Raw genomic sequence first — 11938 nt, forward strand, 5'->3', positions numbered from 1 at the left:
AATTGTGATTCTATTACTGAGCTTGGGTCTTGTTTCAAGCTCAGTGTCTCGTTTTATTCCCGCTTATTTTTATTACGCTAATACCAGCCCTTCACAAGTGACAGCTATCTATCATTTAGCGCCGAGTGCTATTAATTTGCAGCATTTAGTGTTGAGTAACTCGCAACTTCGCCAGCTGGCAAAGCTCGATGATAGCAATGCCGTGTATCAGCTTGCGCTTAGGTTTTTGCAGCAACAAGACTACACTGCAGCAAAATTATGGTGGCAGCCTTACTTTGCTGAATTTACTTTATTGCAGCAGCAAGCCTTAGCGGATCAGCTAGTCCAAACGCAACAGTGGCACGATATTAGCAGTTTAGGCCAAGCTGGCAAGTTACCCGAGGGGAATGCTAAGCAAGCTTGGCTATTGCAACAACAAATGCCGGTAGCTCAAATTGCCCCTGCTTATGCGAAGCAACAGCAATTTGCTTTATCAACAGCGACTTTACAAGCAAGCAGCCAGTGCAAATTTAATGTTTTAATGATGACAGATCACTACAAAGGGATTCAGGCTTTAAACCAGTATAAGCAGCAATACAGCAAAGCTCCTGAGCCCGCCAAAGACAGCTTTTGCTTCACTGAGGTTGTTTATGTAGCCGATAAATTTAAGTGTGATGCAAGTGGTGGGGCGCTTAGTTGTAATTGGCAAAATGCTGCAGAGCAAAAATGGCCTGAAGGTTTTGACTTTATTGTGATGATGTCGAATCAAGGGGCAGCAAATGTTCAAGGCGGTATTATGCATATTAACTCATCGCAACCTTATGCGGTGTTTTTACATGAATTAATGCACTTTAGTGGTTTTGAAGATGAATATGCTTTAGCAGAGAAAAAACAGCAGTGGCTGTGCAAGCAGCAAGGGTTAGTCGCTCCAAATTTATTTATCGCAAATGGCGTTCTTCCACCAAAAAGCTGGCAAAAAAGTGTCGCTTGCGACAATGAAAAGGCCTATAAACCTAGCCCTAATTGGTCGATTATGCAGTACCAAACTATGGGGTTATCTGAGCAATACAGAGCGCTTTGGCAAAAACAAATTAACCAGCCCTTAACAAAGCCGGTTCGGTTTTCTGAATATTTTGCCTTTTTAGGCTTAAAGCCAGTGTTTACAACAGCTTCCAAAGAGCAGAATTTTTCTGACTAATCGACTATTTATTGCTATTTTAGTATGCAAAGCGGTTAAATATTGTGCAAATAGGAGTGTCTCCTATAGACAAAATAGCACCTGATCAGTATAACTATACGCATTGTAAGCTTTTTTTGAAGCCAACTTTTAACCATCCAAATGAACAGTACGCAACTAATTAAAACTAGAGCGGTATTGATATTCTTATGACACTAAAAGGCTCCTAATTATGACTTTGCTCTGGATACCCCTGTTATCCTTAATCGGCAGTGTTATTTCATCCTGCACTTCAAAACTAACACGTAACCAAAGCACTGCTTTGACCATGTTAGCGCCTTTGATTGCCCTTGGAATTGTATTTTCGTATACCCCTGCAGTCTTTTCTGGTGAAATAATTCGCTACACTGCTGAGTGGATCCCGCTTTTAAACATGCAAGTTTCGTTTCGACTTGATGGTTTAACGTTACTCTTTCTGTATATGATCTTGGGTATAGGTACCCTAGTGATTTTTTATGCGCGTTATTACTTGAGTAATAGCGACTCAATGCCAAAGCTATACTGCTATTTAATGCTATTTATGACCGCAATGGTTGGCATCGTGATGTCAAACAATGTGATTCAGCTTTGGTTTTTTTGGGAGCTCACCAGTATTAGCTCTTTTTTATTGATCAGTTATTGGTGGCATAAATCAGAAGCTCGAAAAGGCGCGCGCATGGCGCTTGCTATTACCGGTGCCGGTGGTCTTGCATTACTAGCTGGTTTATTACTTATTGGTGATATTGTTGGTAGTTATAATCTTGACGTTATTTTAGCAAGCAAAGCGCTTATTCAATCTCATGAACTCTATGAAGTTGCGCTGGTATTAGTGCTATTAGGTGCTTTTACCAAATCTGCGCAATTTCCATTTCATTTCTGGTTACCACATGCGATGGCGGCACCGACACCAGTCAGTGCCTACTTACACTCTGCAACCATGGTTAAAGCGGGTATCTTTTTATTAGCGCGTTTTTATCCAGCGCTATCAGGCACAGATACTTGGTTTATCTTAGTGGCGATGACGGGTCTGGCGACTTTATTGGTCGGCGCTTATATCGCGTTGTTTAAGCATGATTTAAAAGGCTTGTTGGCTTATTCAACAATCAGCCATTTAGGTTTAATTACATTACTCTTAGGTTTAGACACTGAGCTTGCTACAGTGGCTGCTATTTTCCACATTATTAATCACGCTACGTTTAAAGCGTCGTTATTTATGGCAACGGGTATCATTGATCATGAAACTGGCACCCGTGATATGCGTAAACTTAATGGTATGTGGCGATTTATGCCGTATACCGCCACACTTGCTATGGTGGCAGCTGCAGCCATGGCGGGCGTGCCACTGTTAAATGGTTTCTTGTCGAAAGAAATGTTCTTTGCCGAAACACTACATCAACAAGTGCTTGGCTCTATGTCGTGGTTAATTCCAGTGTTAGCAACGATTGCTGGTGCACTATCTGTGGCGTATTCAGCGCGCTTTATTCATGACGTGTTTTTCAATGGCGACCCAATTGATTTGCCAAAACAGCCCCATGAGCCACCACGCTATATGCGTGTGCCAATCGAAATTTTGGTTGTGCTGTGTTTACTCGTTGGTATGTTCCCGCACTTTGCAGTAAGCGATATTTTAGCTTCTGCATCTTTCGCAGTGCTTGGTGATGTAGCCCCGGATTATAAGCTATCAGTATGGCATGGCTTTAACTTACCTCTGTTAATGAGCTTTATTGCAACAAGCGTTGGTGTGATGATTTATGTGCAGCGTAAGCACCTGTTCCACTTCCAAGCGTCATTACCAACTTTGAATGCTAAAAAAGGCTTTGAGCGTGGCTTATATAGCTTGATTAAGTGGTCACAAGAAAAGATTAAACGTATCGAAAATGGCTCCTTACAGCGTTATGCCTTTGTGATGATTGCGGTGGTGCTCATGTGTGCGGGTTGGCCTTTATTTGAAATGCGCCAGTTAGCAGGAGCAAGCGAGTTAACTCCAATCGATTTCCATAATGCAATAGGTGCAGGCTTACTAATAATTGGTGCGTTGGCAACGGTTATTTGGCACCGCTCACGAATGATATCTTTGATTATGATTTCAATTGTAGGCCTGATGGTATCTGTTGCTTTCACTCGATTCTCTGCGCCAGATTTAGCACTGACTCAGTTAACGGTTGAAGTTGTCACCGTGATGCTACTGATGCTTGCACTGTTCTTTTTACCGCAGCGTACTCCGAAAGAATCGAGCTCACTGCGTATTCTGCGTGACTTGGGTATCTCATCGGCAATTGGTGTGGTTGTGGCAAGTATTTGTTATGCGCTTCTGACAAGACCACTTGAGTCAATTTCTGACTTCTTTGTTGCCAATGCAAAAACTGGCGGTGGTGGTACTAACGTTGTAAACGTTATCCTCGTTGACTTTAGGGGGTTTGATACCCTAGGTGAAATTACCGTATTGGGTATTGCTGCATTAGGTATTTATAAACTGCTTATTAACTTGCCGCTGTTTATGCCAGCAAGTGATAGCGAAGGGCGCCCATGGGCAAGAGAGCGTTACCCAATTCTACTCTCGAGTATTTCACAAAGCTTGTTACCACTTGCATTACTTGTGTCTGCGTATATTTTCTTACGTGGTCATAACTTACCAGGTGGTGGCTTTATTGCAGGACTCGTTACCGCGATTGCATTTATTTTGCAATATATGGCCAATGGTTCGCATTGGATTGCAGACAGATTTGACGTGAATTATCGTAAGATTATTGCGTCAGGTATTGCTATTGCATTGTTCACAGGTATTGGAAGTTGGTTCTTCGAACGTCCATTCCTAACAACCTGGTTTGATTATTTTGACATTCCGTTAGTCGGCAAAACAGAACTTGCTAGTGCTATCGTATTTGATTTAGGTGTGTATTTAACTGTTGTAGGTGCAACGCTGATGATTTTAGCAAGTTTAGGTAAATTAACTGCTGATACACCCAAGCAAGAGGTAAATATTTAATGGAAGTATTGTACGCATCGTGCGTCGGCGTGCTGGTTGCATGCGGAATTTACTTAATATTGCGGGCTCGTACTTTCCCTGTGGTACTCGGCCTGACTATGTTGTCGTATGCAGTTAACCTGTTTTTATTCTCTTCAGGTCGCTTAACAATTAACAAAGCGGCTGTACTTGGTACAGGCAGTGAGTATGCCGACCCACTCCCTCAAGCGCTGGTTTTAACAGCAATTGTAATTGGCTTTGCGATGACCGCTTTTGTGGTTATTTTAGCGATTCGTGGTCGTGCAGATTTGGGTAATGACCATGTTGATGGTCACCTTGTTAAATCATCGAAGGAGCAAAAATGATTCAGCATTTAGCTTCTTTACCGATTCTAATTCCGATGTTGGCAGGTGTTATTTTACTCATGCCGCCATGTGGTAAAAACTTACATATCCGTCGTGTTTCGTCGGTTATTTTGTCGATTGTCACATTATCAGTAAGTGCTTACTTATTATACCACGTTAATAGTACAGCACCGCTTGTTTACGCAATCGGTGACTGGTCTGCACCATTTGGTATTGTGCTGGTTGCCGATAGACTAGCAACACTACTGGTGTTACTTACCAGTTTCCTTGGTGCGGTTGTAGTGCTCTATAGCTGTGCAGGTGATGATAAAAAAGGGAGCTTTTTCCACCCATTAGTGCACTTTTTAGTGTTAGGTGTTAATGGTGCCTTTTTAACTGGCGATGTGTTTAACTTATTCGTATTCTTTGAAGTCTTGTTAATTGCCTCATACTCATTATTGATGCACGCAGGTAACAAACACAGTACACGTGCTGCACTGCAATATGTGATTTTAAACTTAATTGGTTCAAGTGTGTTCTTGATTGCGCTAGGTGTACTTTATGGTGTACTAGGCACATTGAATATTGCTGATTTAGCGCAAAAAGTCCCGCAATTGACGGGTGACGATGTTTACCTCGCTAAAATTGGTGGTTTGTTATTAATTGTGGTATTTGCTTTAAAAGGCGCGTTATTACCATTGCATTTATGGTTACCGAATACCTACGCAAGTGCAATGCCATTGGTGGCTGCATTATTTGCGATTATGACCAAGGTAGGTGTTTATGCCATGCTACGTGTGTATACCGTAATATTTGGTGATAATGCTGGCGAGCTTGCTCACATGGCACAACCTTGGTTATGGGGCTTAGCACTAGCGACCATAGTTATGGGTGGTATTGGTGTATTAGCGAGTCAAGACCTTAGAAAGCTTGTTGCGAATCTGGTTGTTGTATCTGTAGGTACTTTAGTGGCATTGGTTGCGATTCAAAATGTCTCTGCAACAGCTGCATTACTTTACTACTTAGTGCATTCAACTATTATTTGCGCAGCACTATTTTTAATTGCAGATTTAATTGCTCAACAACGCGGTAAAGTTGCCGACCGATTAGTAGCAGGTCGTGCCGTTGCACAGCCATACTTGCTTGGTGCTTGTTTCATAGTTGCTGCTCTTGCCGTTGTTGGTATGCCGCCGTTATCTGGCTTTGTAGGTAAAGTATGGATTTTAAAGAGCACGCTAGATAGTGAAAAAGCCATGTTGTTTTGGCCAATTTACCTTGTATCTAGTTTGGCGTTATTAGTGGCGGTTTCACGCGCTGGTACAAGCTTATTCTGGGATCATACTCATAAAGACAGTGAAGCAATTGAAGGCACCAAAGCACATCCTCTTAAAGTGATTTCAGTAGTTGCGCTACTTGCATGTTCACCTTTAATGGTTGTATTTGCAGGACCTATTTCAGACTATATGCTAGCAACATCAGAGCAGTTGTTTGATATCAACACTAGCATCAACACTGTATTACAAGGAGGCCATTGATGCGTTTAGAAGCTCGCTTTCGTTGGTTGCCAACACCATTTCGCAGTGTTTTATTATTTATTGTATGGCTGTTGTTAAATAACAGTGTGTCGCCTGGACACCTGTTTTTAGCTGCATTTTTCGCAATTACCATTCCGTGGATTACTTTCCCATTTCGTGATCCTCAGCCGCTAATTGTAAGGCCGGGTCTTGCGTTTAGGCACTTATTGTTGGTGCTTTATGATATTGTGACTGCCAATTTACAAGTGGCACTGTTGATTCTCGGGCCCACTAAAAAATTGCGCCCAGGTTTTATAAAAGTGCCTTTGGATTTAAGCCACGAAATGCCAATTACTATTTTGGCAAGTACAGTGTCGTTAACGCCGGGTACTGTGAGCGCAGAGGTTTACCCTATTCCTGAGTCCCTCGAAGAGGGGGCAGAGATTGAGCAGCGCTATTTATTAATCCATGTGCTCGATTTAGCTGATGAACAAGCGTTAATTAAAACGATTAAGCAGCGCTATGAAGCACCGCTTAAGGAGATTTTTCGATGCTAGATACCGTTTTTTTAATAGTTTACGCCATGATAGCTATATCTTTATTATTAAACGTGTGGCGGTTAATTGTAGGGCCGTCGGTACCTGATCGTATTTTGGCTTTAGACACTATGTTTATTAACACCATCGCTTTAATTATTCTGTATGGCATGAGCATGGGAACAGATTTATATTTTGAAGCCGCATTATTAATCGCTATGCTTGGCTTTGTTAGCACGGTAGCTGTATGTAAGTATTTGCTACGTGGCGATATTATTGAATAGGGTAGCAAATGATGAGTGAATGGATTGTATCAATCTTACTATTAATTGGTGGTTGCTTTATTCTAATAGGCTCAATAGGCCTTGTGAAAATGCCTGATTTTTTTATGCGTTTACACGGTCCAACTAAAGCAACAACCCTAGGAATGGCATCGTTATTGATTGCTGCGATGGTGTATTTTAGCTATACCAATGAAGGGATGAGCGTAAAAGAAATTCTCATTTCAATTTTCTTACTGATCACCGCGCCTATTAGCGGCTATATGCTGATTAAGTCAGCAATCCATCATAAGCTTCGTGCTAAAGATGGCACTAAGGGCCTCGATAACATCGAAGAAGATTAATACCAGCTCGCAATAATACTTAAGGAATTGGTGTGATATCTGAGTAACAGAACAATGTGATCTACTCGAGTGGCTTTTATTGAGCTCGTAGATCGCATAAAATGCCCCGTCATTTAGTACAGTAGGTAAATAGAGCATTATGCGAGTAGCACTTGGAGTAGAATACAACGGCGCGCGTTACAGTGGTTGGCAACGTCAATCACACGTCAATAGCGTACAACAAGAAGTAGAAACGGCGTTGTCGCGTATTTGTAATCATCCAGTCGAAATTGTTTGTGCAGGCCGCACCGATGCGGGTGTACATGGCACCGGGCAAGTGATCCATTTTGATACTCACGCTGAGCGTGAAATGGTCGCGTTCACTATGGGTATGAATACTTTACTGCCAAAAGATATTGCTATTCGCTTTGCCCAGCCTGTAAGCGAAGACTTTCACGCTCGTTTTAGTGCTACAGCTCGTCGCTACCGCTATGTGATTTATAATTACACCTATCGCGGCGCTATCATGAGTGAAGGGGTGACACACTTTCATCACCCATTAGACGAAACTAAAATGCAAGAAGCCTGTCAGTATTTAATAGGCGAGCATGACTTTACTTCGTTTAGAGCACTACATTGCCAAGCAAATACAGCAAATCGTACTATTCACCACCTGTCGGTAAAACGCCAAGGTGATTATGTGATTATTGATATTAAAGCCAATGCGTTTTTACATCACATGGTACGAAACATCACAGGGTGTTTGATGGACATTGGTCTTCATAAGCATGAACCCGTGTGGTTAAAAGAATTACTCGATTTAAAAGAGCGCGCGAAGGCAAGTGCGACAGCGAAAGCTGCAGGCCTTTACTTAGTTGACGTGGATTACCCAGAACATTTTGGCATTCCTAAAACACCATTAGGGCCTTTGTTTTTACCTGATTCAGACAGTTAGACTTTAGTAGACTACTACTAAGACCAGTTTTTTATATCGTCTGCGGGTAATTCATGTTTTAATTGAAAAAATCTGTCTGTTTATTTGTTATCAGAAACACAAGTGAGTGTTTCCAATTAAACAGACTGCGACACAGAACAGCATTAAGAGAGTTGCAAATGAGTTGGTTAGAAAAAATCTTACCTAAAACGACTAAATCGTCAGGTCGTAAAGAAATCCCTGAAGGGGTTTGGGCTAAGTGTACAGACTGTGATTCAATTTTATATAAAGCAGAATTAGAAAAAGCACTCAACGTGTGTCCTAAGTGTGATCACCACATGCGTTTAAGTGGCCGTAAACGTCTTGAAAACTTTTTAGACGATGCTGATCGTCAAGAACTTGGTGCAGAGCACGAACCAAAAGACGTATTAAAGTTTAAAGATTCTAAAAAATACTCTGACCGTATTACCCAAGCACAAAAAGCAAGCGGCGAAAAAGACGCACTTGTGGCAATGAAAGGCCGTTTAAAAGGCATTCCTGTTGCTGCTGTTGCTTTTGAGTTCTCGTTTATGGGTGGTTCAATGGCGTCAGTAGTAGGTGCTCGTTTTGTTGAAGCTGTAGACCAATGTTTAGAGCACGACATGCCACTTATTTGTTTCTCTGCATCAGGCGGTGCACGTATGCAAGAAGCACTTATGTCATTAATGCAAATGGCTAAAACAAGTGCTGCGCTTGCGAAAATGAGCGAAAAAGGCTTACCGTTTATTTCAGTATTAACTGATCCGACAATGGGTGGTGTATCTGCATCACTGGCAATGCTTGGTGATGTAAACGTTGCTGAACCTAAAGCGCTTATCGGTTTTGCGGGTCCTCGCGTAATCGAGCAAACAGTACGTGAAACGCTTCCTGAAGGTTTCCAACGCAGTGAATTCTTGCTAGAGCACGGTGCAATCGACATGATTGTTGACCGTCGTGAAATGCGTGACACCCTTGCACGTATCTTAGCGAAATTTATGAACTTGCCTTCTACTGAACAAGAGCATAGAGTAGCGTAAATTTCAGCTTAACTGATTAAACGCTATGACAGAAATCCTTCCTAGCCAATCATCAAGCCTTGATGATTGGCTTTGTTATTTAGAAAATGTCCATCCTGCCAATATCGAAATGGGGTTAGAGCGCGTAGAACGCGTGGCAAACCAAGTAGGTTTACTTGATACATCAAGCAAAATAATCCTTATTGCAGGCACTAACGGTAAAGGGACCACTGCCCGTTGCCTAGAAAGCTTATTACTTGCACAGGGTTTTAGTGTGGGTACTTATGCTTCGCCGCATCTTATTCGTTACAACGAGCGCGTACGTATTAATGGCCAAGAGCTTGATGATCAATTCCATGTTGATGCTTTTGATATGCTAGAAAAAGGCCGTGCTGACACGCAACTAACTTATTTTGAGTACGGTACCTTAGGTGCACTGGCTATTTTTAAACGTCACGCCGTTGATTATGTACTGTTAGAAGTCGGCCTTGGTGGTCGTTACGATGCCACTAATATCGTTAAACCACATGCTTGTGTGATCACCACCATAGATTTAGACCATAAAGAATACCTAGGTGATACCCGTGAACTTGTTGGTTACGATAAAGCTGGCATTTTCCGCACCAATACGCCTGCTATTGTTGGCGATTTAGCCATTCCACACACAGTAACTGATTATGGCAACGAAATTAACGCTGATATGGTGCTTTCAGGTCGTGACTTCATATTCACAGAAGACAGTGAAGGCTTTAAATGGCAGTACCAAGATAAAGACTGGCGCTTAGCTAAGCCTGCGATCCCTTGTCAAAATGCAGCAACCGCGTTGACCTTACTAGCAAAACTTGACCTACTGCCAAGCGAGCAACAAGTACGTGACTGCTTAGCTAACCTTATTGTCGAAGGTCGCTTTCAGCAGTTAAGTGAGCAACCGCTTATTTTTACCGATGTTGCGCATAATCCTGAATCTGCTCGATATTTGGCACGCAAATTAAGCGTGTATAAAGATCAAGGGTTTAAAATTCATGCATTAGTCGCTATGCTTGCAGATAAAGATAAGGTGGCTGCTATGTCGGCCATGGCGAATGTTGTTGATCAGTGGTCGTTAGCAAGCTTAGATTGTTTCCGTGGAGACAAGGTTGAGAATCTTGCTAAAGCATTAGCCGAAACCGCATCAACAGCGCCAAGCACGCACTATGCGAGTGTTGAAACTGCGCTAGATACGTTATTACCAAATGTCGATGAAAACACGTTAGTGATTGTGTTTGGTTCATTTATAACTGTGGCTGCAGCGATCAATTACTTTAAAAAATAGAGAGGAAATCGGTGAACGCAGGGTTTATTAATCGCTTAGTAGGAACCACGATTGTGGTTGTGGCGGCTATTGTCTTCATCCCAAACATTTTGGATGGTGAAAAGGTTCATTATAAAGAAGGCTTTAAAGCAATTCCTGAACGTCCTGAGTTCACTACCATTGACTTGCAAGAAGCGATTGATAATAAAGTATCTTCAGCGGAGCAACCTTCGCAAATTTCGGTTGAAGATATTCAAGCAAACGATACTGAACTTGTTACTAATGAAACCCAGCAAATTGATGATGCGCCGAAAATGGTTGAAGCCTCAACAGATGAGCCTGTCATTACCAAAGCTGAGCCAAAAGTTGTAGTGCAAGAACCAGCAAAGCCAATCGCTAAAACCCCAGAGCCAACTCGTAAGCCAGAAGAGAACCTCACACAAATGGCTTATGTCATTCAGCTGGGGAGTTTTTCCCACGCACCTAATGTGAAATCACTACAGGAAAAATTAAAAGCGAATGGTTTCAAAACCTTCACTCGGCCAGTCAAAACCCCGAACGGCACACTTACAAAAGTCTTTGTAGGCCCTTCACTTAGCAAGAAAGAGTTAGAGAGTAAGCTTACTGAGTTAAAGCAGTTAACCAAGTTAAATGGCAAAGTTACTCAGTTTGAAATTACAAAATGATCTGGCATTTTGAGCATAGCTCAAATACCCAAACCACCTGTGGATCCATGATTCAGCGCTATCACAGGGTTTTCAATACAAGGCGTGGCGATGCAGGAATGTAGGTACCTTTCAAATTGCTACAACGCAGTAGTGGAAGCCCTGTGAAGCGCCCGAAGGGCATGGCTAAAACGCATTTATTCTGCGTTATTGATTTTGACAAGGGGACACCATTCCCTACAATCAATGCCTTGCCTAAATGCGTTTTATCTCATGCTGAATTCTTGCATCCACAGGTGGTTTGGGTATAGAATGCGCCCCAAATTAACGACTAGTTGGTTCTTATGATCTGGGTTGATTACGCCGTACTTGGTATTATTGCACTATCCACTATCATCGGCTTAATACGTGGCTTTGTAAAAGAAGCAATGTCATTAGCTGTATGGGCTGGCGCATTTATCATCTCTAGCTTGTTTTACCAATATTTAGCATCCTTCCTAACAAGTATTTCAGAACCCCTTTTAAGAAATGCAGCCGCAATAGCCATATTATTCTTTGCGACACTCCTGTTGGGTGGGTTACTAAACTATATTTTAGGTGAACTTGTACAACGTACTGGTTTATCTGGCACAGACCGTGTGTTCGGCATAGTGTTTGGTGCTCTTCGTGGCGTGTTGGTCGTAAGCGCGTTACTCTTCTTTCTTGATGCTTTTACCGGTGCACCTAATACGCATTGGTGGGGCAACTCTATTTTGATTCCAGAATTTGGCTTTGTTGTTGAGTGGTTCTTCTCGTACCTCGAAAACAACTCGAGCTTTTTAAATTCTGTAAACCGTTAATCGGCGAGGATAAATTT

General features: G+C 42.1%; 12 protein-coding genes. All 12 read left to right on the forward strand.

Annotated elements, in window-relative coordinates; translation table 11 throughout:
- Nucleotides 1–4 precede the first annotated feature (4 nt).
- The 12 genes from J8Z25_RS05635 to J8Z25_RS05690 all read left to right on the forward strand — a co-directional run bounded on the left by J8Z25_RS05635 (nucleotide 5) and on the right by J8Z25_RS05690 (nucleotide 11921).
- Nucleotides 5–1177: a hypothetical protein gene (locus J8Z25_RS05635; protein ID WP_130051974.1), complete on the forward strand. Its 1173-nt coding sequence runs from the start codon at nucleotides 5–7 to the stop codon at nucleotides 1175–1177.
- A 211-nt stretch (nucleotides 1178–1388) separates the two neighbouring features.
- Nucleotides 1389–4181: a monovalent cation/H+ antiporter subunit A gene (locus J8Z25_RS05640; RefSeq protein WP_250661811.1), complete on the forward strand. Its 2793-nt coding sequence runs from the start codon at nucleotides 1389–1391 to the stop codon at nucleotides 4179–4181.
- Nucleotides 4181–4525, forward strand: a complete 345-nt coding sequence (locus tag J8Z25_RS05645) for a Na+/H+ antiporter subunit C (protein ID WP_054553167.1) — start codon at nucleotides 4181–4183, stop codon at nucleotides 4523–4525. The genes J8Z25_RS05640 and J8Z25_RS05645 overlap by 1 nt, the downstream gene beginning before the upstream one ends.
- Nucleotides 4522–6039 (forward strand): monovalent cation/H+ antiporter subunit D, encoded by a 1518-nt coding sequence (locus J8Z25_RS05650; RefSeq protein WP_130051972.1) that lies wholly within the window; start codon nucleotides 4522–4524, stop codon nucleotides 6037–6039. Before J8Z25_RS05645 ends, J8Z25_RS05650 begins: the two co-directional genes overlap by 4 nt.
- Nucleotides 6039–6575 (forward strand): Na+/H+ antiporter subunit E, encoded by a 537-nt coding sequence (locus J8Z25_RS05655; protein ID WP_130051971.1) that lies wholly within the window; start codon nucleotides 6039–6041, stop codon nucleotides 6573–6575. The genes J8Z25_RS05650 and J8Z25_RS05655 overlap by 1 nt, the downstream gene beginning before the upstream one ends.
- Nucleotides 6569–6838, forward strand: a complete 270-nt coding sequence (locus tag J8Z25_RS05660; protein WP_130051970.1) for a K+/H+ antiporter subunit F — start codon at nucleotides 6569–6571, stop codon at nucleotides 6836–6838. The genes J8Z25_RS05655 and J8Z25_RS05660 overlap by 7 nt, the downstream gene beginning before the upstream one ends.
- 8 nt (nucleotides 6839–6846) lie before the next feature.
- On the forward strand, nucleotides 6847–7179 hold the full coding sequence (locus tag J8Z25_RS05665) for a Na+/H+ antiporter subunit G (protein WP_130051969.1): 333 nt from the start codon (nucleotides 6847–6849) through the stop codon (nucleotides 7177–7179).
- Between the two features lie 139 nt (nucleotides 7180–7318).
- On the forward strand, nucleotides 7319–8113 hold the full coding sequence (gene truA, locus J8Z25_RS05670) for a tRNA pseudouridine(38-40) synthase TruA (protein ID WP_130051968.1): 795 nt from the start codon (nucleotides 7319–7321) through the stop codon (nucleotides 8111–8113).
- Nucleotides 8114–8271: 158 nt separating this feature from the next.
- Nucleotides 8272–9147, forward strand: coding sequence for an acetyl-CoA carboxylase, carboxyltransferase subunit beta (gene accD, locus J8Z25_RS05675; RefSeq protein ID WP_130051967.1), 876 nt, complete (start codon nucleotides 8272–8274; stop codon nucleotides 9145–9147).
- A gap of 25 nt (nucleotides 9148–9172) precedes the next feature.
- Entirely contained in the window at nucleotides 9173–10438 is a 1266-nt protein-coding gene (gene folC, locus J8Z25_RS05680; RefSeq protein WP_130051966.1) for a bifunctional tetrahydrofolate synthase/dihydrofolate synthase, read from the forward strand.
- 11 nt (nucleotides 10439–10449) lie between these two features.
- The gene (locus J8Z25_RS05685; protein ID WP_130051965.1) at nucleotides 10450–11103 is read left to right on the forward strand and encodes an SPOR domain-containing protein; all 654 of its coding nucleotides are present in this window, start codon (nucleotides 10450–10452) and stop codon (nucleotides 11101–11103) included.
- Nucleotides 11104–11426: 323 nt separating this feature from the next.
- Nucleotides 11427–11921, forward strand: a complete 495-nt coding sequence (locus J8Z25_RS05690; RefSeq protein ID WP_130051964.1) for a CvpA family protein — start codon at nucleotides 11427–11429, stop codon at nucleotides 11919–11921.
- The last annotated feature ends 17 nt before the right edge of the window (nucleotides 11922–11938 follow it).

Origin of the sequence: Pseudoalteromonas sp. SCSIO 43101 (genome assembly GCF_023650775.1) — a bacterium.
GTDB classification, from domain to species: Bacteria; Pseudomonadota; Gammaproteobacteria; order Enterobacterales; family Alteromonadaceae; genus Pseudoalteromonas; species Pseudoalteromonas apostichopi.

What these genes read in the sequence shown, in the direction of transcription:
- J8Z25_RS05640 (WP_250661811.1), top strand. Translation starts at nt 1,389, where the DNA reads ATGACTTTGCTCTGGATACCCCTGTTATCCTTAATCGGCAGTGTTATT.
- J8Z25_RS05645 (WP_054553167.1), top strand. Translation starts at nt 4,181, where the DNA reads ATGGAAGTATTGTACGCATCGTGCGTCGGCGTGCTGGTTGCATGCGGA.
- J8Z25_RS05650 (WP_130051972.1), top strand. Translation starts at nt 4,522, where the DNA reads ATGATTCAGCATTTAGCTTCTTTACCGATTCTAATTCCGATGTTGGCA.
- J8Z25_RS05655 (WP_130051971.1), top strand. Translation starts at nt 6,039, where the DNA reads ATGCGTTTAGAAGCTCGCTTTCGTTGGTTGCCAACACCATTTCGCAGT.
- J8Z25_RS05660 (WP_130051970.1), top strand. Translation starts at nt 6,569, where the DNA reads ATGCTAGATACCGTTTTTTTAATAGTTTACGCCATGATAGCTATATCT.
- J8Z25_RS05665 (WP_130051969.1), top strand. Translation starts at nt 6,847, where the DNA reads ATGATGAGTGAATGGATTGTATCAATCTTACTATTAATTGGTGGTTGC.
- truA (WP_130051968.1), top strand. Translation starts at nt 7,319, where the DNA reads ATGCGAGTAGCACTTGGAGTAGAATACAACGGCGCGCGTTACAGTGGT.
- accD (WP_130051967.1), top strand. Translation starts at nt 8,272, where the DNA reads ATGAGTTGGTTAGAAAAAATCTTACCTAAAACGACTAAATCGTCAGGT.
- folC (WP_130051966.1), top strand. Translation starts at nt 9,173, where the DNA reads ATGACAGAAATCCTTCCTAGCCAATCATCAAGCCTTGATGATTGGCTT.
- J8Z25_RS05690 (WP_130051964.1), top strand. Translation starts at nt 11,427, where the DNA reads ATGATCTGGGTTGATTACGCCGTACTTGGTATTATTGCACTATCCACT.